This is a genomic window from Variovorax sp. J22G73 (genome assembly GCF_030317035.1).
In the GTDB taxonomy this organism is placed as follows: domain Bacteria; phylum Pseudomonadota; class Gammaproteobacteria; order Burkholderiales; family Burkholderiaceae_C; genus Variovorax.
Genome location: NZ_JASZYK010000007.1, coordinates 212798 through 235546, shown reverse-complemented (window position 1 = coordinate 235546; position 22749 = coordinate 212798). Strand labels below are relative to the sequence as shown.

Genomic DNA, 22749 nt, shown 5'->3' with positions numbered 1-22749 from the left:
CCCGTGAATATTCACGTTTGTTCACGCCGCCCTATATAGGGCGTGAACACGTGAACGGCTGAGGTTGTCGACGCATCTTCGCGATCGGTAGAAGACCACATGCCTAGTCAACGCCAGCCAGCAACAGCATCGAAAAACTTCTATCAAAACAGCGAGCCCATGAAATCCCCTCGAGAGAAAGCCGCTGCGGGCAAGCTTGGCAAGTCGACCAGATACCTGGGCCTACTTGGCCAGCCCATCGTGGCTAACCACATTCCGGGACTGCTCGCGGATGATGCTCGCCACATCGAAAGCGCACGGCAGGTCGGGCTGATGCTCGAGAAGCTCCCGTTGCTGGCGGAGGCTCACGGCGTTGCGAATGGTGATTGGTTTGCCTTGGTACTGGCCCTTGCAAGAGAACATGTTCCCGGGTTCAAGGTTGTAGCAAAGGGCGGCCGATCCGAACTCTGGAGCGACATCGAAAAAGCCGAGCTGAGCATCGAGGTTGAAGCCGCTCGAAAAGCTGTAAAGACGCTGAAACAGGCGATCGAGGCCGTGCTTTTGGGCGGAAGGTGGGCCGAGAAGCGACCTACCGCGAGCGCGTTAGAGACGCACTATCGGCATGCCGACAAGAAGGTCGTTGCGCTTCTCAGGGATGCACAGGCTTACCGAACTGGACGAGGAGATCGGTGAGAGGTTTGGACGGAGAAAAGGGGGGCAGGGGTATTTCTCCCTGACTTGCGAAGCGAAGATGAGTGCTTATCAACTTGCCGTGAGGCGTAAGGATAAGCAACTATGTCAAGACAATCTTCTCAACAGTTCCCGCCACTCGAGTCGGTCACGCGTCCGACGGTGCCTACCGAGTGGGCAGCGCATTTCTTGGACCGTCGCCCTCAGACCCTTCGGAACTGGGCAATGGGCAAGGGGTCTGGCCCGATCCGTCCCTTACGAGTAAACGGACGGTTGGCTTGGCCAGTCAGCGAGTTGAAGCGAGTGCTTGGAGTTGGGCAGTGAGTGCTGTAGATGGCACGAAGCAAAGCTCCAGCCGATCCTCGCGGGGGCCATGTTCGGCTGTACTGGGCGATCTTGGACAGTCCGGCCTGGCGCGTCCTGACGCATGCGGATGTGCGCGTGTACCTGTCTCTCCGTCGCAAGCTCGGACGCACCAACAACGGCGACATCAACGCCACGCTGGCCGAACTCAAGCATGCCGGCATATCGAGCAGCTCGACGCTCGCGTCAGCGTTGCGGCGACTGGAGCTCTTGGGCTTCATCGAGAAGACGCGGCAGGGCGGCATTGCCAATGGCGGCAAGCTTTGCAGCCTGTATCGCTTCACCGACGAGCCGACGTTCGAGATCAAGAAAGCGGGCGTGCTGGCCGGCGCTGCGACGAACGAGTGGCAGCGCTTCGCGTCGATGACGGAAGCCCGTGCCGCGCTCCGACCTGGCGCGCCAGAAATCACATCGAAGGTTCGACTATCGAACCGGAGCGCTTCGACTATCGAAGCGGAGAGGCCATTCTCCGACTCGACTATCGAACACGTGGCCGTTTCTCCGGTTCGATCATCGAAGCGGACAAAAAGGGCCCCAATCGTCCCGCAACCCGCATGAACACTGGGGTCGCGAAGAATTTCAGCGGTAGGACGGAAAAAGCGTCTCCGCTTCGACTATCGAACACCATTGCATGTTGCCAGGGCAAGCGGTGCAAGACTGCCTTCCCGGCCACCAAGGAAAGGACTCAAGCATGACGACCGCACAAAACATTCCCGGGCTTGTCATCGAGTTTCCGGAATCAACTGCCGCAGAACAGACGGTCCTGCTGCAGCAGGAGTTCGGCGGATCGGTTCACCAGGTTGAGCTTCACAAGCTACACGTTCGAATGCTCGCGGAAAGATTGGGCATCGTGCCCACCGTGACAGCGGAAGCAGCTGACATGCTTTCGACCAGCGTGGGGCAGTCAATGCGGTTCGCTAGCGAGCGTGGGCAGTTGCAGCGCGCGCTCTTGCGTATCGAATCCATGGCTGAACAGCTGCACGAGAACCTGAGGATCACCCATGACAATGGGCATGAGGACCTCACCGTCGAGATCGGTCAAGCCGTGGCCCTCGTCGACTTCGTCGAGTTCTTCTGCGAGTCGTACCGCTGTGCGCCCTCGACTGCTGAGCCACCCGAACCTGAGTGCAAGGCCCTCGAGACGTTGGATGAAGCACTGGCAGCAGGAGCAGTCGTATGAACGCCCCGAACACCACGCCTGCCTCGGTTGGCACCACTGACGACGATGCTCTCATTGCAGAGCTCCCAGACCTGCGCATCGAGGTGAGCCACAGCGAGGACATGGTGATCCTTCAACAGGGTCGTAACGGTGAAGAAGACCGCATCGCGATCCACCGGTGGCAAGTGCGCATGCTGGCCGAGCAGTTTGGATTGCTGCCGGCGCGCACGCATGCCCGGGCGACCGTCGAGTCGTTGGCGCGGCGGCTGCTCAAGCTACGCGAGCGCGTCGATCACCTCGGTGAGCACCTTTATGTGCATGTCGAGGACCAGTATTCGCTGCAGTACGCAATGGCCTCATGCGAGATTGCCGACGAGTTCGTCGCAGACCTCGATTCGCTGACCGGCGGCACTGTCACGGCGCCGAAGCATTCGAACGAGGTGCTCTGATGAAAAAGTCTACTCTTCCCTTGAATCTCGCGAAGCTCTGTGCGCAGGTCGCCAACGAGCAGACCAGGCGGCAAACCTGGGAACTCGGGCATGCGCTCAAGCGTGAGTTCGAAAAGAGGATCGCCGATGGCGAGACCGTCGAGGCCGCGGAAATCGAGCTGACGCAGCGGCTCAAGGCCGCGGTAATCCAGCAGATGAGGCGGTAAGCCATGGTCAAGCAACCCGTTCCGCACAGGCGCGTGTGTGCGCGCGCAAGGCCATGGAATTTTAGGATGACAGCCAATCCGGAGTTTTCCTTGTGATCGCAGGGCTCAGTGCTGCCGAACGCATCGAGGCAACAACCGTTTTGCTGGCGACTTTTGCCGCGAGTGAAGATCTGACCGTCACAGCGGACATGCGCGTCGGCGAGAAGGATGCAGCGGACTTGTTGGGCTACACCGCGGGCCATCTCAAAAACCTTAGGCAGGAAGGGCGCGGGCCGGTGAGCTATCAGCGAGGTGTTGCCGGCTCGCGCGTCAGCTACAGGCTGACGGATCTCTCGGCGTGGATCGAATCTGGCCGTGAAGGAGCAGGCAACGACATTTAACGGCATGGAGTTCCTGGTGCCACACGCCGAGACTTGAGTCATCGAAACTTCGAATGAGGCGACTGTGACGATTGATGAGCAGCTTGGTGTATCGCATCACTTCGGTGGCGGCGTCTATGCCAAAGAGACTGTAGTGCCTGCGGGCTTCGTCCTCGTGCAGCACAAGCATGAGCATGACCACCTTTCAATCCTTGCGGCTGGCAGAGTCGAATTGATGGTTGACGGTGTGCGCAGCGAACTCACCGGACCCGCATGCGTGACCATCGTGGCGGGCAAGCATCACGGCATCAAAGCGCTGACCAACGTGTCCTGGTACTGCATTCATGCGACCGACTGCACCGATGCCCAGCGGGTCGACGAGTTGCTCATCGCGGCCTCCGACGAAGACATGAGCGCGATCGGCAGGAGCATGTTGTGACACCGGTCAAGCTGCTGGAGCGCAGGGTCGATGTGCAACCGATATGCGCGGCGCTGGAGCTTCACCCCGAATTGTGGGACAGGCACACAGCGCGCACATCGCCAGCGTACTCGCCGCATCACGGGCTCTCCGACATCTGGGCCCGGTTTGCCGACCCCGCAACGATGCAGCCTGACGGATCTCACGACTCGATCTGGTATCCGCCGGCTGACGTGCTGCCGGTGCGCGACATTGTGTATCCGCTGATGGCTGATGTGCGCGGTGAGCGCCTGGGCGGCGTGTTGATCACGCGCATCAAGCCGGGCCAGCTCTGCAAGCCGCACACCGATCCGGGGTGGCATGCGCGCTATTACGACAAGTTTGCCGTGCAGATCGCCGCGGCGCCCGAGCAGGCATTCCATTTCAAAGGCCACACGCTGGTAACAGCTGCTGGCGACGTCTTTTGGTTCGACAACTCGCACACCCACTGGGTGACTAACGAGAGCGACACCGACCGAATCACCATGATCGTCTGCATCAAGACGGAAAGGAACTGATATGCCGTGGGGAGCAGCAGTAGGAGCTGGCATTGGCCTTCTGGGCGATGCAATGAAGAGCGACAAGAACGGCGGTGCCGGTGCGCAGTCGTCGTCCCAGAGCAAGGAGCCCTGGGCGCCCGCGCAGCCGTGGCTGCTGTCGAACGTCGTGCAGGGCCAGGCGCTGCAGGACAAATACACGGCGCAGCCATTCAGCCCGCAGCAGCAGGCTGCCTACGACAACAGCTATGCGCAAAGCGACTACATGCGCGGCCTGGTGCCAAGCCTGCTGAACCAGCTGCAGGGTCAGCCCGTCGGCTTCGATCCGAGCAATCCCACGGCGCGCCCGAAGGCGTGGGACTGGAACGCCCTGGCGAACGGCGCGCTCGGCCAGCAGTCAGTCCGCAACGCCACTGCGCCGGCTGCCGCCCCCGCGACCAGTCCGCTCTCCCAGTTCATGCAGCAAAGCGACGTGCTGAGCGGTGCCACCATGTCCGGAATGGGTAGCGGCGGTCTGCTCGGCACCGGCGGCTACGGGTCGTTCAAATACGGCATGGCCATGCCCCAGCCGGGCACGCAGGCCTACCGCGACATGAGCGATTACTTCAACAACGGCGGCGCTGACCCGAACAACCTGTATGGGCGGCAAGCGAGTGCCTACCAGGTGCCTCCGGCGAACCCTCTGTCTCGGCTGTGGACGTCGGGCGGTCTGCTTGGAGCTGGTGCCCCAGGTGAAGCGGAAGGCCCCGCCTCCGGCGCGCCAGGTGGCGCGGCGAGCGCTGGTCCCGGCGGCACGTTCTAAGGAGTGCAACGTGATTCCCGCAACGAAATCCGATGACGAAGCCTCGAGCCAGCCGCACGAGCCTAAGTTCTACAGCGAATGGAGCGACCCAACTGGCGCTCTAGTGCTGCCAGACCCGCAGCGTCACGATGAATTTGTGGCGTACGCCAAACAGGTCATCGCGATTCTCCGGCCCCACCTTCTCCTGTTCCTGGCCGGCGGACGAGCCCGCGTACTGCTGGGTCAAGGAATTTTCTGCTTTGACCTGCCCGCAGCACGGGGCACATGGATCGAGGTGGAAGACGTCGCCACACGTCTGAAACTCCTTCCTTGGGTCGAGCCCAACGAAGTCATGCACTGAGGAATCTATGAGTCTTCTCGACTTTCTCAACACCCCTGACGCGCAGTTGGGCCTCGGGCTGCTGGCGGCCGGCGGGCCTTCCACACAACCCATGAGCTTTGGACAACGCATTGCACAGGGTGTCCAGTACGCGCAATCGAGCAAGGACGCGGATCTGCGGCGGCAGTATGTGCGATCTCAGATTGATGAAAACGCGGCGCAGATCGCTGCACGTAATCTCCAGGCACAACGCGATCAAGCCATCAATGGCCTAGTCATGGGGCGTGTGGGTGGGCTCAACGCGAGTGTGCCAGGCGCGGCTGCTGGGAACGGGACACCAGTCATCGCGCCCGGTGTTCAAAGCGCTGGGGCAGGCGGCGTGGGGACCCAGGGCGCAGGTGCGATTCTGCCGGGCGGTCCTCTAGGCGGCTCGCGTCCAGGTGCTGGGGTCGCCTCTGGATCTGGGACCGGGGCTGCATTCCCGTTCTCGCTGGACGACATTACCGCCTTGCAGGGGTTTGGCTACAAAGGCGCCGATGGTCTGTTCAACATGTACAAGTACGCCACCGACGGAGTGAAACGCGAGGCTGGGAACTACTACCAAGACCCGCGGACTGGAGAGGTCCGCTATATGCCGAAGCTGGGCGAGGGGCAGACCATCGGTCCGAATGGTGACGTCGTGACCGCGCGGGGGTACGACACTTCGAACGCAAACATCAAGGGCCGGGAGACTCAGGCGAGTGAGGCGGCCAGGTATCCGTTCACCGTGGGGGCAGATCGATCAAGGCAGCTGACTCAGGCGGCGCTCGACCCTCAGACTTACGTCGGCGACGACGACAACAGCTACAGCGGCACGCGTTTGCAGGGAGTGATGGCCTCCGGTGGCGGCCCCCTCATTGGCCTGCCGCCGCAAGCAGCGCAAGGTGGAGGCGCGACGACAAGTGCCGGCCCTTTGATCGGGCGCGAGCTCGGCGGCGGCGCGGGCACTGCTCGACCTTTCATGACCAGTCGCAATCCGGTGACCCAGCAATCACGCATCGCACTCAACGACAACTGGATCAAAAATTCGTACCAACCGACCGTCGAGTCTGGTCGCGCGGCATCGGACGCGTTGACCAATGTGCAGGCGCTTCGGTCAATCAACATGAACACCGGTTGGGGTGCTGAGGCGAAGGCAAGCGCGGCCGGTGTTCTGGCGGGCCTTGGAGTGGCGCCGGCCAGCGTCGAGATGTTCGCCGCAAACGCGCAGAAGTTCCAGTCTGTGGCCATGGACCGCTTGATGAAGAAGCAGGTCGAGCAGAAAGGTACGGCTACGGAGGGTGACGCAAAGCGGATCGGCCAGACGTACGTCGCGTTGCAGAACACTCCCGCAGCGAACGACTTCATCCTCGATCTCGCTCAGGCCCAAGCCAATCAAGACCAGCGTCGCGCGCAGTTCTACGAGGCTGCGCTGCCTTTGGCTCAGAAGGCCGGCGACCTGACGCGCGTGGATCGCGAGTGGAGAAAGATTCAGGGATCGATCTGGGCTGACCCGACCCTGCAGCGCTGGAGCAAATGATGGAACTGTTCGACCAACTCGAAGCGCAGTATGGCCTCCCATCGGGGCTGCTGGACGGCGTGTGGTCTGCCGAGTCGGGCCGCGGCCGGAGCATGCGCTCACCGAAAGGCGCCGTGGGGCATTTTCAATTCATGCCGGCCACCGCGCAGCAATACGGTGTCGATGACCCCAGCAACCTGGCGCAGGCAGCCACAGGTGCCGCGCGCATGTACGCGGACTTGCTGAAGCAGTACGGCGGCGACCTGCCGCGCGCGCTCGCTGGCTACAACTGGGGCCAGGGCAACCTCGCCCGCAACGGCTTCAATGCGGCTCCAGCGGAGACCCGCAACTACATCCAGAAAGTGACGGCCAGCATGGGGCAACCGCAAGCACGCGCGCAACAGGATGCGCCATCTGACGACTGGGCCACGCTGACGGCGCAGTTTGCGCCCGGCCAGGTTAGGCAGCCATCGCAGGATCCAGACCCCTGGGCCGAGCTCGGTGCGAAGTTCGCCCAGCCGGCTGCGCCCGCGCGCCCGGCGGCACCTGCGGCCACCGTGCCGCAGACGCAGTCCTCGCAGCCAGACGGCGCGGCTAGCCGACGCGCGCTCACTGCGACGATCCCTTTCGTTGGCCCGGCCATGGCGGCGTTGGGAATCAGCCCCGACGTACCAGCGCTTGCCAAGGGGGCTGCCTCGGGCTTTGCCGACATTGGGAACACGATCATCAACAGTGGCACCAGGGCCGGCGTGGATATGTGGTCTGGTATCGATGACCCGAATGGGTTGATCGACCCGAAGTTCAAGCGCCCGAGCGGCGTGTCCAGCCTTGTGACGGGGCAGAAGTCGATGTCCCCGGTCGAGCGAGAGAACGCCGAGCGTGCGCGAAGTCTCGCCGACTTCAACCGCGACAACGAGGGCGGTGGCTGGTTCACGGCAGGTCGCATGGCCGGGAATATTGCTGCCACGCTGCCAGTGGGGGGCGTGCTCGCGGCGCCCCTGAGGGCCGCCGCACCAGTGCTCGCGCCGTTGGCCGATGCTGTGGCCACTGGCGGCTTCCGCACAGGACTAGCGCCCGCGACGCTAGCCGGGCGCATGGGGAATACCGCGCTGCGCGCCACGGGCGGTGCTGTGGCCGGTGGCGCGGCCGCGGGGCTGGTGAATCCAGCTGATGCGGGTATAGGCGCCGCGATCGGAGGCATCCTCCCGCCGGCGCTGCAGGGTGTGAACAAGGCCGGCGACCTGGCCGGTAGGGCCTACCGCGCGTTGGCCGCTTCCCCGAGCACCACTGCCGCCCGAAGCGTTCTTGATGTCGGCGGGTTCGCAACGCCAACGCAGATCGCCGAGGTACAGGCCGCGCTTCGTGCGCAGGGTCCAAACATCGTGGGCGAGGCGCCGACCGTCTCGCAGATCCTGCAGAACCCGGAGATCTCGCAGCTCGAGCGCACGGTGCGCAACACCCCCGGCGGTGCGCCCGCGCTGATTGCTCGTGACCAGGCGCAGAACGCCGCCCGCCTGGAGGCGCTGAACCGAATATCTCCAGTCACCAGCACAGTGCAGGACGCGGCGGCTAACTTTGGAAACACAGCTGGCCCGCAGATCACCGCCGCCGACACCGCTGCTCGCGCGCGCACCAACCGTGCATTCCAAGGGGTTGACCCGCTCGACGAAACGCGCTTCATCGTGCCGGCGGGCGAGATGCAGGCGCAGGTAGATCGGTTCCTTGGACCCGGCACCTTCGGCATAGGTCAACGGGCCAACCAGGCTGTTGAGACTGCTATCGGGATGGGCGGGCAGGCGGCACAGGCCACTGGCCAACAAGTTGCAACCGTGCCATTTGCGCAGGTGCAGAACCTTCGGTCTTCGCTCACGACCGCGGCACGCAAGATCGAGAACAGCTCGGGCGGCGCTGACAAGGAGTCCGCGGCCTTGCGTGCCATGGTCGCCGACATCGACGCTCGCGTGCAGGCAGTGTCGCAAGGGCGAGGCACCGTGGGCGAGAGCTTTCCTCCGGACATCGTGGCGCAGTGGGAGCGCGCGCTGCAATCCAAGCGGGATCAGATCTCACAGTTCCGTACTGGCCCCCAGAACTCAATATTCCGTCAGGGTGGCGACAACCAAGCGGTGGCGCAGGGTGCCGAGATCGCGCCGCTGTTCTTCAATCCCAAGATGTCGCAGGCGGATGACATCGCTGCCTTTCAGCGCGTCGCTACACCCGAGACGACAGCCCTACTGAAGAACTACGCCGTGTCCCAGGCGGCAGACCGCACGGACGCCCTCGGGCGTTTGACGAACGCGAAGTTCAATCCTTGGCTGGATGCCCGCAGTGGAGCGATTGGCGGCTTGTTCGACGAAGGTGAGCGAGCCACCCTGACTGGCGTGGGGCGCAACCTGGAACGTGCGGATGCAGCAGAACGTCTCGGCATGGCGAAGGGCTCGAATACATCACAGAACGTTCAGAACGCCCTGGGCCTCGGAATACTCGATAGCCGCGCCGTGAATCTGCTGGCCAGTCGAACGCCGTTTATCGGGAAGTTCACAGGCCCGATGCTCGATGCCTTGCGTGAGTCCGCGAAGCGCGGGAAAGCCGCGCGCATCAGCGGCCTGCTGTCCGATCCTGCGGAGCTGGACCGCGCTATTGCGGACTACCTGAGCCAGTCGGTCCGCGGTCCTGGCCTGCTGGGTGACTCGCAGACCGTTCCTTTTCTGCTGCGTTCAAGTCCTCTGTTAGCGAGCGACCGGTCCTGACGCGATAGAGGAAGCTGACCACGAATACCACCACGGCAAGGCCAATGGCCTTCCACAGCAGGTACTCAGTGAACAGTGACGAGGTCATCGGCCCATTCTAGATGCCTCGGTCGCGCGCACGCTCTGGGGTGCTGGCGGCGGCGGTCGCCAGTGTCGAGCGCCCCTGAGATGCGCATAGCTCGGCTTTCCACTCCTTGTGTCGGTCGATCACCTCCTGTGCCTTGCCGGCATGCAGGTCCAGAGAGCCTCCGGCCACGCCGACAATTCCCATGCACGCGAGCAACCCATAAATGTCCATGAGGTTCAAGAGCTCCTGAACTTCGGTCTCCGAGTGCTGCGGCGCAACACCGTCTGCTCCGAGCCATCGGATCACCTGCTTCATCCCGCCGTGCGCGTAGTCGGAAAGAGCTTCCCAGGCCATGGCCTTGCTCCGGCCGAAGACACCGTCGGTCTCTCTGACCTTGCCCAGCGCTCGCACCATGGCGTCGAACGTCGGCAGGACGCCCAGGTCAAACGCTTTTGAGTGGTCCGCTTCAGTAGCGCAGTGCTGCGCCCAGGAGCCTTTGACGCAGGCCTCGTACACAGGTCGCGCAAGCGCAAACGCCGACGTTCTCGCGCCGTGCCTCAGCAAACACAAGATCGCTTCACGGTGGTCCAGCGCGATTGAGAAGAACGCCATAGCCATAGCGTTCTGGCCGTCGTTTTGAAAGGTGGCGGGGTGGTGCTCGCTGATCCATTCTGACAACTCGAGCGATCGGTCGATGGCAGCATTCATCGTTGAGGAGTTTTCCATGCAAAGCTTCCTTTCACCGCGATCGTACGGAAAGTGTGACGGCATCGCGCGCGGTTGAAAGGTCGCGACTCTCTGCCATCCGCTTTCTGAAGCGATGTTGACGCCGTGCTTTGCGTCGTGGAGGTGCTTTTTGAAAAGTCACCTTTGAGCGAAGGCGTCATTTGAAATGCGCCTTTCGGAGAAGGTGAGAATTGAAATCTCAGCTCTCCGAGTTTCCCGATTTCAAATCGGGAAACTCCTCGTACGAACCACCCGCTGATCCACATCTGGTAGGCGATCACCAACACCTTGGACACGTACGTACCCTGAACGCCGGGCGCTCCGCCTCGGACCGTGTTGACCGGAGCGATGCACGCCGGTGTGCAACGCTTTTCGATCGCCAGGGCCAGAGCCTGGGTTTCAGGCCGGCGCATGAACTAGCCGGGGCGGTGCGCGTCCGTCGCTTTTCCGCGAGCTACAGCAGCCCGGTGCAGGTCGTTCAACAGTGTCCGGCCGGCCGCGTCTTGGCGGGTCACCCAGATCGGCCGGGTCCGCACGCCACTCGGATGTGCACGGACCAGTGCAAACGAGTCGGACGCGTTGAAGCGATCACGAGGAATGTGCACCGGACCCCACACCAAAGTCGTCACCAAAGCCTGCACCTAACCCCCCCATTGGTGCAGCACCCAGCCCCTGCCGCTTCGACGTGGGCGCGACGAGTCGCAGGAGGTCGCGAGCTTTCTCGGCGCGCCATACGCAGTCGCAGCAATTCTCATCGCGTCTCACTGACGCTCGTTCGGTATTGATCTCCGCGCAGAGCCTCACCTCGTCGCACGCTGTCGCAGCTTTTCGCGCCTCTGAGCCAGGCTCCCGAAGGCATAGAGACGGAGGCACGTTTAGTATGTTTACAGCGGCTACGCCTTGAAAATACTCGTGCCGCAGCCGGCGACGCCGTTATGGGCCAAAAGCAGGCCATCCGGCCGTGGATCACACCTTGCGCCTATCGATTACCAGGATCGTTCAATGAAGCGCCGCGTCATCCCGTCGAAGCCGGTGCGCCAGTTGGGCGCCAAGCGCGAGATTTTGCGGCGACTCGACACTGCGACGTCGGCGCTGGTCGGCCTAGCCCGCAGTGGCGGCGCGCGCCTGACCCGCGCCGAGATGTGCGAACGGCTCGGCGTGAGCAGCAACACTCTGACGGCGCGCATTCGCCGTGGCGACGTGCCCACGCCCGGCAAGGACGGGAAGTGGCTGCTGGCTGAGCTCATCGAGTGGGAATCCGGCATCTGATAGGGAAACCGCACGGCACGGGCGGTACCCTGCAACTGCGACGTGTCGCAGCGCATCTGGTGGGTTGGTGGACGGCCATTTGCACGGCCTGGATCTAGAGCGCGCGCCCGTGCTTGGGGAGGTGTCGAGGAGGTCCACAATGCGATGTCCAAGGGAAAGGGGTCGGGGATGGGAATCGAAAACTGCGACTGGCAGAGCCATAGGGACATCGAACGTTGGATGGCCGAATGGCGAGAAGAGGCTGAGTACAAGACGCTCGCCTTCACGGGCGAAGATGACCCGGTCGATGAGCTGCGGCACCGTTTGGAGCGTGGCGATTTCGCCGGCAAGAACAAGGCGTCCGTAGAGGCTTTTTTGAAGGTTGCCGACTCGAAAGCACACCGCGTTTCTGACCAAGGGAAGGCCGACCGCGAAGAGCGTGCAATCGCCGCCGCCGAGCGCTCGGCGAGGTGGGCAGGCTGGGCTATAGCCGTGGCTCTTGCTGCCTTCGCTGTGTCGGCTTGGCCGTACGTAAAAGACCTGCTCGGCTGAAGGGCCGCAGAATGGCCAAGTCCACCCGCACCGCCAAGCAGCTGCAGCAGATGCTGATTCAGCGCATCGAAGCCTTGCCGGGCCTTCGAGGCCAACAGACGGATGTGCACCGCGGCGGCGTAATCGGAATGCAGTCCGAGGAAGGCGGCCCTAACTGGACGGTCAGGATCGTCACAGACCGCGGCACGCACCGCGCAGACATCGCGCAAATCATCCGCACGCTGCAGGGGCAGTTCGATCTGGAAGGCTGAGCCGGCGGCCTTTTCTTTGCGCGCTACGATGCGCGCCAAACGAGGAGAACATGAATGCTGCAACTGCTGCCCGCGCCACCGCCGCCCCCGGAGTACTGCTTGTTTTGGGCAGACCGTTGGTGGCCATGGTTCGAACCATGGTGGGCTTGCATGCAGAAGGGCGAATGGTCGGGATGGGCGCAGGCAATCGGCGCCATCGTTGCTCTCTACATCGCAATCCGATTGCCTGCGAAGGCTCGACAGGATGCTTTGAGTGCTGCGAAAGATGTGGCAAAGACGTTCGCTGCGCAGCTCGCTGTGATTTCTCAAGACTTCATCAGGGCATGCGACAACCAGAAGTTCGAGGACTTCGATGCACACCGACACGCGCTGGCCGACGCCTGCACGATTTCGCAGCTTGTTCCCATTGCCTCGTTGCGCGGTGAGGCGCTCGGGGCACATTTGATCTTGAGGGCTGCCGCCGTAGAAATTCACCGACGCTCCGCTGCCCACATCAGCGGGGGCAGTTGGGCTCATTGGAGGAGCGAGTTCGTGGATTTTCACAACCAGGTGCTGGGCCTCATCGACAGGACTCACAAGTCCGAGTGAAATGGCGTGGTTGGGATTCATACGGCGGCGCCCTCCGCCTCGCACCCACGCCCGAGATGGTCAAGCACACATCGCATTCCTGGAAACTGATCTCGCCGGGGCTCGCGCTGATGGTGAGCGCATGCGCGGCGTCTACCGCGCGCCGTTGAGCGAGCCCGAGCGCTTTCCGGAGCTTTCGGCCCAAGGCCGGGTGAGGGTGGTCCCGATCCCATCGGAGTGTTCGCCGACCTGCTTGGCCGGGCTGACGCGCGCGAGGAAGTCGTCAGAGGCTACGCTGACCGGCTCCGGGTTGCTGGCGCCGTCTGCGAGCGATCTTGGGACGCCGGACTACGCGCTACCGCTGGGCCGGCCGTTACCCCGTGAATAGATACTCGCGGGGCTCGCTCACTCGGCAGGCTGGATTTTTGAATCGAGAAGTGAATAGATACTGGAGCTGCCGGTGCAGCAGCCCAAGCAGCATCTGAGGCGCCTCTTCGGGGTTGTCGGCGATCCGGACAGCCTTCGCGGATCGATAGTTACCGCTCGTCTGGCGGGTAGCACCATCAGCCATTTGCTGACTTGACCAAATGTTGAACTACAACCACAGTCGGGTGTCTACAGGGCTTGCATTGCTTGCAAACCTGCAGTAGCGAGGTAAGCTCGCCAGTCATCACAAATACTTACAAACGATGACTAGTCAAAGCGAGACGAAGTGGCTGTAACGAAACCGACGGGGGCGCCAGCGCCAGCAAAAGTTGGATACGCACAGGCAATTAGGGATGTATTCATTACGTCTATCAATAAGGGTCAATTCCCTTTCGCCATACTTGGCGCCATTGTTTTATTGTTGATTTGGCGAATTCCTGAGCATGAAATTGTCCCGCTAATCCATTGGATTTTTGAAACGCTGGGATCACTGCAATATCTGGGATTTTTGCTTTTTGCTTTAACTGTATTTTTCTGGTATTTTCATGCGCAAAGAATGCGTAGAGAATTTACAGAACAGCTGAATGCATTCAAGGCCGGACAAAAAGCCCCGAAACCAGGGAAATAGATATGTTTATAGGAATCTTAATTCTTGCACTGACGCTGTTTGCGTTTTTGCACTTTATTGCAGACGGAATCTTAGCTCCGTCTGAGCAAATGCTTGTTCGGCTCAAGCTACTCAAAGCTTCCGACGAAGTAGAGAAAATCGCCGCCCGTTCCTCTGGGCCGAATAGGCAGCACGCTTTTCGTGTTCGGGCGTCGTACCACAATCTCATAAACGAGATGCCGCGTTTCAATCTTTGGACGTTCGCCGCGGTCAAACACAAGTTTGATACGGATGCGAGTTTTAGAGAGGAAGCGAAAGCTCGTATCCGAGAGTTCGATTCGTGTGATGACTTGGAGTTGATCGAGATGCGGAAGCGTGTTGTGCGCTACGGGGATAAGATTCTTCTGTGGAATACGGTTGGCTGGGGCCTTTATGTGTTGCCCATAGCATTCTGCGGCATGATTTTCGCCAAAATCCAAAATGGGATTAAGGCGATTATTACGCTTCCGCCCTCAAAATTGGATGAAATAGAAAGGCATTTCGCTCGGTAGCGAACTGTTTGGTAGTCGCAAATGAAGATCCCCAGCACAGCCTGGGGATTTTTTTTGGCTCCTTGGCCAATGGGACCTACTTCAAAGGGAGGCCTACAGGCGACGCATCTTCATCGTCACTACTATCTTCGCGTGGTCCAATGCGCTCATCTGGAGCGTAGGTGACCAGCGCTTTCATTCCTTCCTGCAGGGCGTCGAGCCACATGTCATAGCCTTCACTGGCAGATTCAAGCTCCCGCCATTGCGATGCATCGTCGCCTTCCTCCATGAGCACCCAGTAGAAGTGGCCGGGGTCCGGCTCGTCGACGTGCAGGGAGATTCGGCGGATATGGGACATCTTGGCTCCTTTCAGGGCCAGCACCGCGCTGGCCGAGCTTGAACGCTCCTGTGTGGTCGGGCTGGCTTCCATCCTCAAAAAGCGATTGCGGCTGACAGCGTCCTTCCTACGACAGAAGGAATTTGCGGACATGCCGCACCTCACGGACTTTCCACCCATGCTGCTCGACGAGCGGCCCCTTGACTTCAAGGAGCCGGGGTGGATATACGAGATCAAGTTCGACGGCTACCGGATGACGGCCGAGTTCGACCGCGGCGCGGTGCAGTTGCGAAGCCGAAACGGCGCGGATGCCGCCAGGTGGTTTCCTGAGATCACACAGGCGCTGGGCAGCGTCAAGGGCGGCCAGTACATCGTTGACGGGGAGATGCGTGTGCTCGACGAGCTCGGTCGTAGCGACTTCGACAAGCTGCAGGACCGCGCGCGGCGTCGGCGCTGGTACGAAGGCGCCTCCCCGGTCATCTACTGCGTGTTTGACCTGCTGGTGAACCGTGGCGTGGATATCTCGCAGCAGCCGCTGGTGCAGCGCAAGGCGGCGCTCGCCAAGGTGTTCAAGCCGGCCAAGCCCGGCATCCTCGTGGTTCGCCACTTCGATGACCAGCCGGGCAGGATCTAAGAGGAGGCGGTCATCCCGCTGAAGCTCGAAGGCCTGGTGGCCAAGCGTGCCGTTAGCTTCTACCAGCCGGGCATCCGGTCATCGGAGTGGGTCAAGGTCAAGCGAGTGGCGAAGTAGCCGTCAGCACTTCCTGAAGGGGTTGATGCCGATCTGCGCAGTATCGACTGCGCGCATGCGCTGGCGCCACTCGTCATCCGTTTCTGGAACCTCTCGCACGATCAGAGAGCCTTCGACCCGCACCGCCTCCGGGTGGCTGGTGCGGATCTGCTCCTCCGTGCTGTGGTAGCGGGTCGGCGACATCTTGCCGTTCCATTTCGTCATCCACCGGTAGGTGTGTTCGACCCTCATCGCTCGCGAGGCCAGTCAGAACGGCACCGGGCCATAGTTCGCGCGGATCAGGTCGCCGGCGCTTCCTTCCCGCGCGCTGCGGAACTGGTCGCCCACCGCCGCGCATAGCTCGGTCACGCCGTGGGCGAATTCCAGCTGCGCCGGCGATAGCTCGTCGCCTTCCTGAATCAGCTGCACCTCGGCGGCAAGCGCCTGGAACTTGGTCTGAGCACTGGTCAGCGTGTCCGCGGCGCCGGTGCAGGAGTTGAAGTGCTGACGGGCGATCTCTTCGGGCGGCCGATGGCCGACGATGTGGTGCAGCGTCAGGCCTTCGTTCTGGGCAATGTCATCGTCCATGCGTCCATTGGCAAGCCGCGCCCACTCGGTGATGTAGCGGTTCACCCATTGGTTGCGCGCCTCAATGACAGCTTCTTGCGGGTCGAGGCGCACGGGTGGGCGCCTGATCGGGACGACCTTCTCACGCACGGCCGGGTACCTGATTTCGAACTCGTCGGGGAATGACATGGCGGGCTCCTGAAGTACTGGATGGGTGTACAGTATTATTCCGGCCGCGGTTCTTCGTCAACAGGTCTTGCTGTCGCAGAATGTGATCCGGAGGACACCGCATGTGCAACCGCTACATCAGCCCTGAGACCGCCGAGGCCGAGCGCTTTTGGCGCATCAAGGAGAGCAACAGTCGCCGGCCGCTACTGCCGCCGGTGAACGTCTTCCCGCGCGCGCAGGCGCCGTTCATCCGCCGCGCGCGCAACGAAACCGGCTACGAGCGCGAGCTGGTCATCGGCCAATGGGGCCTGATCCCCTGGTTCGCGAAGGAGCCGAAGCTGAAGTTCCCAACGAACAATGCGCGCAGTGAGGAGCTCGAGCAGAAGGCCAGCTACAAGGATCCGTGGAAGCGCGGCCAGCGCTGCATCATCCCGGCCATCAGCTTCGACGAGCCGAACTGGGAGAGCGGGAAGAACCAGTGGTGGCAATTCCGCCGCGCGGACGGCACGCCGTGGGGCCTGGCCGGGCTGTGGAGCACCTGGACGGACAAGACGACCGGCGAGGTGCACGAGAGCTACACAATGCTCACGCTGAACGCCGATGACCACCCGCTGATGAACCGGATGCACAAGCCCGAGATCGACAAGGACACCAAGCTGCCGCTGCCTGCAGACAAACAGGACAAGCGCAGCGTGATCCCCATCGAGTTTGGCGATGTGGATATGTGGCTGGCCGGCACCGTCCAGGAGGCGAAGACCCTGCTGCGCCTGGCGCCGGTTGAGGAGTTCGACGCGGGTCCGGCGCCGGCCTCAGCGCCAGCAGTGCAGCAGTCGTTGTGACGATGGTGCTCAAGGTCCTGGGCGCGACGCTGGCGGAGATCGCCAAAGGGCTGCTGGCCGCCCAGGCGGTGCTCGACCAGGCGGGCGTCACCGACATACAGGGCGCGCGAGCGGAGTTCGATCTTGAAGGCTGGGACGTTGCCTACGACATGGACGAGAAGCGGCGGCCGGGTGCCGATGTGTTTGATGCCGCGGCGGCGCTGGATCGCGCCCGAGGTGCCGCAGTTGCGGCCTGCTGTGCGGAGTGGGCCGCTCTTCCTGATGTTCAGGACTGGTCGCTGGACGTGATTTCCAGCCACCTTTGAGGCGGCTGCGCCTCAGTCGTCTCGCATGGGCGGGAGGGCCTGGAGCAACTCCCACGTCGGCGTGTCGTCGTCGAACGGCTCACGCTTTTTCAACGTCAACCCCATCCGCCGCAGGTCGTCGTGGATGTGCGTAGAGGTTGCCTCAAGATTTTTCAGCAGCAGCTTCGTCCGCTTGGGATCGCTGTTGCCGCCGGTGATCAGCTCGATGAGCTGCGCCTGGTCATCCTGGATCTGGTCGAGTGCGGCCTTCAGCAGCCGAAACAGCCGACCCTCAGACTCCGTGAGAACTCGTTGTTTGCCCATCAATCGATCATGGCGCGGGCAGAACGAGGCGGCAATGCGGGGAGACGCTAATTTGTACCTGCCAGAGATCTGAAGCCTGTTTCGGGTACATAGCACCGTGGACGCTGCGCGATCAGCGGCGCTTTTTATTGCCGCATTTGCCAGTAACGAGGATCAGCCTCGCTTGGGCGTGGCTTGAGGTTCGGGCGCGAAGCCGCGCGTTTGCCTTCTACGATAAGCGCGCCGATGTCTCGGATCAGTGCCGGGGAGGAAGCAAAGTACGAATGTCCGAGGAAATCGGTATCGATCGCGGAGGCGTCGATGGTCTCTAAACCGTTGCCGAAAACAATCTCTTTGCCCGCCGAGCCGACGCGGCTGAATCCGTGCATTTCGACGGAGGTCCGCAGCGCTTTATCTTTCGACGAGGCGTAGATAGTCACCGGAACGCCGGCGTCAACAAGAACAGGCATCACCTGCTCTTTGAAAACTGCGGCATCCAGGTCCGGAGCAGCGAGAACAAGGTGAAGCAGCCTCTTCGCGATCTTTGGATCGCGTTCGATCATCTCCACGAGAGCTGATGTGACGATGCGAGAGCCCATGCTGTGCGCCACAATGACGATTTGGTCGATGTTTGATCCGCTGAGGTAGGTTGTGAGGAACTTCTTGAAGTCCGGCACGCTTTGTAATGCGGTGTTCTCGTCTCTCCAGTAAGCGGCGGTTCCCGCTTTGGAGGCCCAGCTGAAGAACACCGGCATGCTCTGCAGTTCCATGTCGAACGACATTTGCGCTGCACGAAATGCTGCGGCCTGAAAGGCGACGTTGTAGCCGTGAACGAAGACCAAGGCACTGTGCTTGCCAGGTTTACCCTTGAAGAAATCAGCCGTGATACGAGCGATATCTCCCTCAGAGATCTGGTCGGCGTCCAATAGCCTGAAGTAGCGCATGGGATTTTTGAACATTGCGTAGTCTTCGAAGCCGTTCGGCGGCGTCGGGATTTCGCCCTTGTTCCGGAACGGAGGAATGCTCACGACCGCTTGGCCATAGGCGAGTGGGCCGCGTGACGTGCCATAGCCCTGCACTTTGCCTTGGACTCGCGCCAGCGGGACGCGATTCGTTCCGAACAAGACGGGGACAATTACGGGCTTCCGCTTGTCACCTCGAGCAGGCGGTGGCACTGGCGTTGGAGGCGTCACCGTGCCGGTTGATGTTGGAGGTATCGCCGCGACGGGAGGCGGAGCGATTACAGGCGGCGAAGAATTTGGTGAGGTAGTCGGGGCAGGCGTTGGAACGCCCTGCGATGCACAGCCACCGAGGATCAGTATGGCCGTCGCAGTGGTCAACCTGCAGACCAGGTCGAGCGTGTCCGCTCTGAGCACCGGTAGTTTTTTACGCCTCATCTGCCCCTCCGGCATGTTCTCGTCAGCATTACGGCGCATCAGCCCGCGCGGGCTTGTTGACGCGTCGAGGCGGTCAGCGTAGCGGGCTCGGAGAGCTACGGTCTATCCCCATTACATGGGATTCAGCGGAGTCGCAAGCACGCTTGCAACGTGAGAGCATCCCATCAAGAACTCGCCGAATTGCGGGTAAACCGGGCGCCCGACTCAGCTCGTACCGAGGCGACTAAAACATGAAGACAACGTTGCTCGCCATCTTGATCGCATCTGCTGCCGGCAGCTCAAACGCAGGTTTTCTGGCCACGCCGGGCAGCCGGGGTTTCGATCCCGCTGGCGCGGCATCGGCGCCGACTTTTGCGGCGGCGAATCGTTCAGGAAGCCGGCGCGTCGGTGGCCACAGCAGTGGCAAGGGCAGCCACTATGTGGGCGGCCGCCGTCGATAGCCGTGCGGCAGGGTCGGCGAAGGACAAGAAAAGGACCGTGAAAAGCCAGCACGGGGCGGGCTTTGCAGATATGGTCGTGAACTCCTACGTGGTCCACACTACGGCAAATTCGTTCGCAATAAAGTCATCTTGTTTTCTTCGTCGTCAGTCGGTCACGACGGGAAAAATATGGGGTGAAGACGCCCTGAACGCCAAGTGACGGGCCTCCCTTTCCGTGTCCTCTGCGGCGACTTCGGACAGGACTGTTTTGAACGCCCCGGAAAAGTCGAAATCGGACTGTGGCAAGCCAGCACTTTGGCGCAGACTTGCTGCAATCCCGAAGGCCGTGAGCCCCAGTTCACAGTGGCCTTTTTTGCGAGCACGAAAGTACTGCCAAAAGTCGGGCGGGTCTGCTTCCCACTTTGGTCCGATCGTTTCTCGGGCGCTCCTGATGACTGCAGGCATATTTAGTATCCGATAGCAAAGTGCTGGCTCTATTGACTTCCAGTCCACGTCGAGAGCGGACACATCGAAGTTCGGTGACGGCACGCTTGTCTCAACCAGCCCTTGCTCGTTGTATTCGCCATCGTCATGAGCCACAGCAAGGCAAGCCTCGCAATAGTGGTCAATTTCGCACGTAACGCGCACCGACAGGTATCCTCTCGCGGTCGCGCGAGAGGCGCGGTACTCCAGCCACTTCTGTAGGCTGGTAATTCCGCCACCAATAACGACGCCGACAAGGCCCGCAACTGCTGTCGTAATTTCTGCCACCGTATTCCTTTGTTTTTTGGGCGCCTTTCACCCGACCTTCGACGCCCGGGTCAGGCAGGCTTGAGATGCCGCCCATGTTGGATGGTAGCGGCGGCCGTGTCACCGCGGTGGCCGAGGCGTACCGGCAAGCCGGGTGCGCAACACGCGTTCGCGCCACACAAGGAGTCCCATGTTTATGGGAGAGGGCTCGCAAACCCTTGTAGAACCCATGCTACAGAAGCTCACACTTCAGTCCTTGCCAAAATGAGGAGACGATATGAAGAAGATCGCTGTGCTGATTGCTGCGTTGTGTTTAAGTTGCGGCGCGCTGGCTCATTCTGGCGGCACTGACAAGAACGGGTGCCATCGAGATCACAAAACTGGTGGCTCGCACTGCCATTGACACGGAGCAAAAAATGAAATCGATCATCGTGCTGGTTGCACTCTTGGCATTCGGCTCGTCAGGCTTCGCCCGCGGCGGCGGCGGTCATGGCTCCAATAGCCACGGCGGTTCCAACTCATACAGCTCCGGGGCATCGACCGGAAGCCATTCGACCAGCGGCTACGTCAAAAGCAACGGGACCTACGTCGCGCCGAGCCACGCAACGAATCCGAATGGCACCAAGGCGGACAACTGGTCCACCAAGGGAAATGTGAACCCCTATACCGGCAAGCCCGGCACGAAGTCTCAGGACTGACATGGCTTGCCGGTGGAGGATATCTACGCGTGGCTTGCGGGCCGGTACGACTTCGATCACGTCGCCATGAGGATTTCCGGCTGAGGCTGGCTAAGCTAGATGCTCATTACTCGAGCTCAGCGTCGGCGTCTTGATACTGCTAGGCCTTCTTATGTCGCAACCAGTCGGACTCAGGTTTAGGGACGTCATTGGTGGCCTTCCACGTTGGATCCTCTGAGCAGTGTTTTTGGTACCGTATGGACGATTACTGATGGGCGCTTATGGTTGGATGGTGCGCCATTCAAGCAAGCTAGTGCGCAGGCATTCGTAGGCCTGGTCAAAGCGATAGCCTCCTCGAATCCTTTTACGCTGAATCCTGCGGTTGGCAACACAATATCTGACGGAATCCGCAGGAAAACGGCACTTCATTGCCGGCTTGGGAAAGCTGAAACCAAACGGCCAAGTAATACGACCAGTCAACATACGGCCCCAATTACAACCACTCGGACCCCACATGACTCGCGTGCTACCAGCTAGCTTTCCGTTCTTTGAGGTTCCTGCGCCCGCTCGTTGCGTATTACCGGACTTAAGTGACCTCTCGATCTCCTGCAAATACTCGCCAGCGTATCCACCGCCAGCGGGCACGTTGCTTAAACAACTGAGCAATTTTCCGGATATACAAGACGTTAGGGAATCAATCCAAGACGGGTACTTTCGTACAAAACCTATACGGCCGCAGCCCGGAACCTCTCCAACCAATCACTGGACTGTCTATACGCATTTAAAAACGCAAATGAGCGGCCGTATTCCTGACAAGGTGTGTATTCCGCAGCCTGCTGGGGAAGCTGCAGAGAGCCGCGCTTGGCAGGCTGCGCTCGAACTGTTTGCTGCTCACCCGTCGCCAGCGTGGGCACCGTCCGTGATTTCGCCACCCAACAGTTGGCCGCAGCATCATTTGTTAAGCTTGGATGGAATTTTAAGCTCGGTGTGGATAGATAGAGCTTCTCCACAGACCCCCTTCATCATCGACCAGCTTTGGGTCGTGTCGTGGCTGCATCAACCCTCACTCTCGTTCATCGTTGGTATAGAGGTCGATGGGGGCTACAAGTGGAATGATCAAAAAGGCGAATGGGCGACGAACCCAAAGGATCGAAGCGTTCAGCGCTCGTTCGAGATCCTGTCCAAGGGCGTTGCTCTCTTTCGGGTGTCCAGCAAGGATTGTGAGACCGATGCAGGGGCACTGAATCAAATTCAGTCTTTGTGGGACCGATTGACGACGGCAGCATTCCTTCATCGCATGAACCTCTCGAGCTTTGCCGCGCAGGACTTGCGTGATGTTGATGCAGCCTTCGACTTGGCGTGCAGGGAATACACGAGACATGGGGATTTTCTTTGGTGAAATACCACGTGCAACTCTTCACGTGATCTTTCGCCAGCATTCCTTCTGGCCACGCCCAGATTAATCAGTCCATCTGCAGCGCCATTCCACGACTAGTGGATCGCGACTACCGCATCGGCAAGCGTCATATACGCGTACTCGTTTCCCGCTCTGACTGATGCCAATTTCGTGCTGCACGTGCCAAGCACTCGGTGCCTGAAGACTGGAACCTGAACGGATTTCTCTCCGTACTCCATATCTTGCTCGAATTCCACCCAAGCCCACCAAGCGCCACCGCGCTGGGCAACCGTGATTGACCTGCCCCCTTCTGCCATGCCATTCATAACGAGGAAGTCCGGGGT

Annotated in this window: 30 protein-coding genes and 2 pseudogenes; 25 read left to right on the top strand and 7 right to left on the bottom strand. The window is 61.0% G+C overall.

Translation table 11 applies throughout. The features are described 5' to 3' along the window. The first annotated feature begins 99 nt into the window (after positions 1 to 99). From QTI51_RS24655 to QTI51_RS24595, 12 genes are all read left to right on the top strand, one after another. Positions 100 to 672 (top strand): hypothetical protein, encoded by a 573-nt coding sequence (locus QTI51_RS24655; RefSeq protein WP_286516328.1) that lies wholly within the window; start codon positions 100 to 102, stop codon positions 670 to 672. 393 nt (positions 673 to 1065) lie between these two features. After that, a complete protein-coding gene (locus tag QTI51_RS24645; RefSeq protein WP_286547656.1) occupies positions 1066 to 1590 on the top strand; it encodes a hypothetical protein in 525 nt (174 codons plus the stop codon). Between the two features lie 133 nt (positions 1591 to 1723). After that, positions 1724 to 2212 carry a hypothetical protein gene (locus QTI51_RS24640; RefSeq protein ID WP_286516331.1) on the top strand — a complete coding sequence of 163 codons (489 nt, stop codon included), beginning with the start codon at positions 1724 to 1726 and terminating at the stop codon, positions 2210 to 2212. Continuing rightward, entirely contained in the window at positions 2209 to 2640 is a 432-nt protein-coding gene (locus QTI51_RS24635) for a hypothetical protein (RefSeq protein WP_286516333.1), read from the top strand. Before QTI51_RS24640 ends, QTI51_RS24635 begins: the two co-directional genes overlap by 4 nt. After that, positions 2640 to 2846, top strand: coding sequence for a hypothetical protein (locus tag QTI51_RS24630; protein WP_286516334.1), 207 nt, complete (start codon positions 2640 to 2642; stop codon positions 2844 to 2846). The genes QTI51_RS24635 and QTI51_RS24630 overlap by 1 nt, the downstream gene beginning before the upstream one ends. A gap of 92 nt (positions 2847 to 2938) precedes the next feature. Beyond that, the gene (locus QTI51_RS24625) at positions 2939 to 3226 is read left to right on the top strand and encodes a hypothetical protein (RefSeq protein ID WP_286516335.1); all 288 of its coding nucleotides are present in this window, start codon (positions 2939 to 2941) and stop codon (positions 3224 to 3226) included. Between the two features lie 64 nt (positions 3227 to 3290). Then, the gene (locus QTI51_RS24620) at positions 3291 to 3644 is read left to right on the top strand and encodes a hypothetical protein (RefSeq protein WP_286516337.1); all 354 of its coding nucleotides are present in this window, start codon (positions 3291 to 3293) and stop codon (positions 3642 to 3644) included. After that, positions 3641 to 4180 carry an aspartyl/asparaginyl beta-hydroxylase domain-containing protein gene (locus QTI51_RS24615; RefSeq protein ID WP_286516338.1) on the top strand — a complete coding sequence of 180 codons (540 nt, stop codon included), beginning with the start codon at positions 3641 to 3643 and terminating at the stop codon, positions 4178 to 4180. Before QTI51_RS24620 ends, QTI51_RS24615 begins: the two co-directional genes overlap by 4 nt. Positions 4181 to 4232: 52 nt before the next feature. Beyond that, positions 4233 to 4961: a hypothetical protein gene (locus QTI51_RS24610; RefSeq protein WP_286516339.1), complete on the top strand. Its 729-nt coding sequence runs from the start codon at positions 4233 to 4235 to the stop codon at positions 4959 to 4961. Between the two features lie 10 nt (positions 4962 to 4971). Next, complete coding sequence (locus QTI51_RS24605; RefSeq protein WP_286516340.1) at positions 4972 to 5301, top strand: hypothetical protein; 330 nt, start codon at positions 4972 to 4974, stop codon at positions 5299 to 5301. 7 nt (positions 5302 to 5308) lie between these two features. Continuing rightward, positions 5309 to 6838, top strand: coding sequence for a hypothetical protein (locus QTI51_RS24600; RefSeq protein ID WP_286516342.1), 1530 nt, complete (start codon positions 5309 to 5311; stop codon positions 6836 to 6838). Beyond that, positions 6838 to 9564, top strand: a complete 2727-nt coding sequence (locus QTI51_RS24595; RefSeq protein ID WP_286516343.1) for a lytic transglycosylase domain-containing protein — start codon at positions 6838 to 6840, stop codon at positions 9562 to 9564. Before QTI51_RS24600 ends, QTI51_RS24595 begins: the two co-directional genes overlap by 1 nt. A gap of 97 nt (positions 9565 to 9661) precedes the next feature. Here QTI51_RS24595 and QTI51_RS24590 read toward each other — a convergent pair whose 3' ends face one another. After that, positions 9662 to 10357 (bottom strand): DUF6988 family protein, encoded by a 696-nt coding sequence (locus QTI51_RS24590; RefSeq protein WP_286516344.1) that lies wholly within the window; start codon positions 10355 to 10357, stop codon positions 9662 to 9664. 1002 nt (positions 10358 to 11359) lie between these two features. On the opposite strand from QTI51_RS24590, the gene QTI51_RS24585 reads away from it, so the two are divergent. The 7 genes and pseudogenes from QTI51_RS24585 (at position 11360) to QTI51_RS24560 (ending at position 14559) form a co-directional block, all read left to right on the top strand. Next, complete coding sequence (locus QTI51_RS24585) at positions 11360 to 11626, top strand: helix-turn-helix transcriptional regulator (protein ID WP_286516345.1); 267 nt, start codon at positions 11360 to 11362, stop codon at positions 11624 to 11626. A gap of 168 nt (positions 11627 to 11794) precedes the next feature. Continuing rightward, entirely contained in the window at positions 11795 to 12157 is a 363-nt protein-coding gene (locus tag QTI51_RS24580; RefSeq protein WP_286516346.1) for a hypothetical protein, read from the top strand. Between the two features lie 11 nt (positions 12158 to 12168). Beyond that, positions 12169 to 12408, top strand: a complete 240-nt coding sequence (locus tag QTI51_RS24575; RefSeq protein ID WP_286516347.1) for a hypothetical protein — start codon at positions 12169 to 12171, stop codon at positions 12406 to 12408. Between the two features lie 54 nt (positions 12409 to 12462). After that, positions 12463 to 12996: a hypothetical protein gene (locus QTI51_RS24570; RefSeq protein ID WP_286516348.1), complete on the top strand. Its 534-nt coding sequence runs from the start codon at positions 12463 to 12465 to the stop codon at positions 12994 to 12996. Between the two features lie 201 nt (positions 12997 to 13197). Further along, a pseudogene (locus QTI51_RS38965) lies at positions 13198 to 13359 on the top strand (DUF2514 family protein); the annotation flags it as partial. A 328-nt stretch (positions 13360 to 13687) separates the two neighbouring features. Continuing rightward, positions 13688 to 14029 carry a hypothetical protein gene (locus QTI51_RS24565; RefSeq protein ID WP_286516349.1) on the top strand — a complete coding sequence of 114 codons (342 nt, stop codon included), beginning with the start codon at positions 13688 to 13690 and terminating at the stop codon, positions 14027 to 14029. A gap of 2 nt (positions 14030 to 14031) precedes the next feature. Then, complete coding sequence (locus QTI51_RS24560; protein ID WP_286516351.1) at positions 14032 to 14559, top strand: hypothetical protein; 528 nt, start codon at positions 14032 to 14034, stop codon at positions 14557 to 14559. 76 nt (positions 14560 to 14635) lie between these two features. On the opposite strand, the gene QTI51_RS24555 is transcribed toward QTI51_RS24560, so the two are convergent. Beyond that, positions 14636 to 15028, bottom strand: coding sequence for a hypothetical protein (locus QTI51_RS24555; protein WP_286516352.1), 393 nt, complete (start codon positions 15026 to 15028; stop codon positions 14636 to 14638). Here QTI51_RS24555 and QTI51_RS24550 point away from each other — a divergent pair. Then, positions 15027 to 15626: pseudogene (locus QTI51_RS24550) on the top strand (ATP-dependent DNA ligase). The gene QTI51_RS24555 and the pseudogene QTI51_RS24550 overlap by 2 nt on opposite strands. Before the next feature lie 3 nt (positions 15627 to 15629). Here QTI51_RS24550 and QTI51_RS24545 read toward each other — a convergent pair. Beyond that, complete coding sequence (locus tag QTI51_RS24545; RefSeq protein ID WP_286516353.1) at positions 15630 to 15857, bottom strand: hypothetical protein; 228 nt, start codon at positions 15855 to 15857, stop codon at positions 15630 to 15632. A gap of 15 nt (positions 15858 to 15872) precedes the next feature. Continuing rightward, positions 15873 to 16361 carry a hypothetical protein gene (locus tag QTI51_RS24540; protein WP_286516356.1) on the bottom strand — a complete coding sequence of 163 codons (489 nt, stop codon included), beginning with the start codon at positions 16359 to 16361 and terminating at the stop codon, positions 15873 to 15875. 101 nt (positions 16362 to 16462) lie between these two features. Between QTI51_RS24540 and QTI51_RS24535 the strand changes: the two genes are divergently transcribed. Both QTI51_RS24535 and QTI51_RS24530 read left to right on the top strand, forming a co-directional pair. Beyond that, positions 16463 to 17179 (top strand): SOS response-associated peptidase, encoded by a 717-nt coding sequence (locus QTI51_RS24535; protein WP_286516357.1) that lies wholly within the window; start codon positions 16463 to 16465, stop codon positions 17177 to 17179. Between the two features lie 2 nt (positions 17180 to 17181). After that, complete coding sequence (locus QTI51_RS24530) at positions 17182 to 17484, top strand: hypothetical protein (protein WP_286516358.1); 303 nt, start codon at positions 17182 to 17184, stop codon at positions 17482 to 17484. A gap of 12 nt (positions 17485 to 17496) precedes the next feature. On the opposite strand, the gene QTI51_RS24525 is transcribed toward QTI51_RS24530, so the two are convergent. The 3 genes from QTI51_RS24525 to QTI51_RS24515 form a co-directional block, all read right to left on the bottom strand. Beyond that, positions 17497 to 17787 carry a hypothetical protein gene (locus tag QTI51_RS24525; protein ID WP_286516359.1) on the bottom strand — a complete coding sequence of 97 codons (291 nt, stop codon included), beginning with the start codon at positions 17785 to 17787 and terminating at the stop codon, positions 17497 to 17499. A 125-nt stretch (positions 17788 to 17912) separates the two neighbouring features. After that, a complete protein-coding gene (locus tag QTI51_RS24520) occupies positions 17913 to 18794 on the bottom strand; it encodes an alpha/beta hydrolase (protein WP_286516360.1) in 882 nt (293 codons plus the stop codon). Between the two features lie 953 nt (positions 18795 to 19747). After that, complete coding sequence (locus QTI51_RS24515) at positions 19748 to 20353, bottom strand: hypothetical protein (RefSeq protein WP_286516361.1); 606 nt, start codon at positions 20351 to 20353, stop codon at positions 19748 to 19750. Positions 20354 to 20609: 256 nt separating this feature from the next. Between QTI51_RS24515 and QTI51_RS38960 the strand changes: the two genes are divergently transcribed. The 3 genes from QTI51_RS38960 (at position 20610) to QTI51_RS24505 (ending at position 22408) form a co-directional block, all read left to right on the top strand. Further along, positions 20610 to 20735: a YHYH domain-containing protein gene (locus tag QTI51_RS38960; RefSeq protein WP_286516363.1), complete on the top strand. Its 126-nt coding sequence runs from the start codon at positions 20610 to 20612 to the stop codon at positions 20733 to 20735. 13 nt (positions 20736 to 20748) lie between these two features. After that, complete coding sequence (locus QTI51_RS24510) at positions 20749 to 21030, top strand: hypothetical protein (RefSeq protein WP_286516364.1); 282 nt, start codon at positions 20749 to 20751, stop codon at positions 21028 to 21030. 772 nt (positions 21031 to 21802) lie between these two features. After that, a complete protein-coding gene (locus tag QTI51_RS24505) occupies positions 21803 to 22408 on the top strand; it encodes a hypothetical protein (RefSeq protein ID WP_286516365.1) in 606 nt (201 codons plus the stop codon). Positions 22409 to 22749 lie beyond the last annotated feature (341 nt).